This window comes from Telluria sp. AZSoR62, assembly GCF_058111565.1.
This window is the reverse complement of sequence record NZ_JBYTST010000508.1, coordinates 1-245: the sequence shown is the minus strand read 5'-3', so window position 1 is coordinate 245 and position 245 is coordinate 1. Positions and strand designations below refer to the sequence as shown.

The following is a 245-nucleotide window of genomic DNA, read 5'->3' as shown; positions in this document are numbered from 1 at the left end:
ATTCCGCGGTAGAGGACGACGTCCGATTGCACTGCGTTGCCGGAGATCAGGGGCAGCAGCGCGTCGATGACGTCCTGAGCTTCCTCGTCCTCGGCTTCGTTCCGCACAACGTCTTGCATTCGGCGATAGAACCGGTCCATTCCTTGCCAGCGGCGCACTGCCGCGCGTTCCTCGTCGCTGAGTTGGTTGATCGGTTCGGCGAAGTCTTGGTCGAACTGTTCGGCGAGGGCTTCCGCGTCCTCGGG

General features: G+C 62.9%; 1 protein-coding gene. It reads right to left on the bottom strand.

Annotated elements, in window-relative coordinates; all coding sequences use genetic code 11:
* Positions 1 to 245: hypothetical protein (locus AC3XQU_RS24550; protein WP_489876719.1), on the bottom strand; the 245-nt coding region annotated here is incomplete at both ends.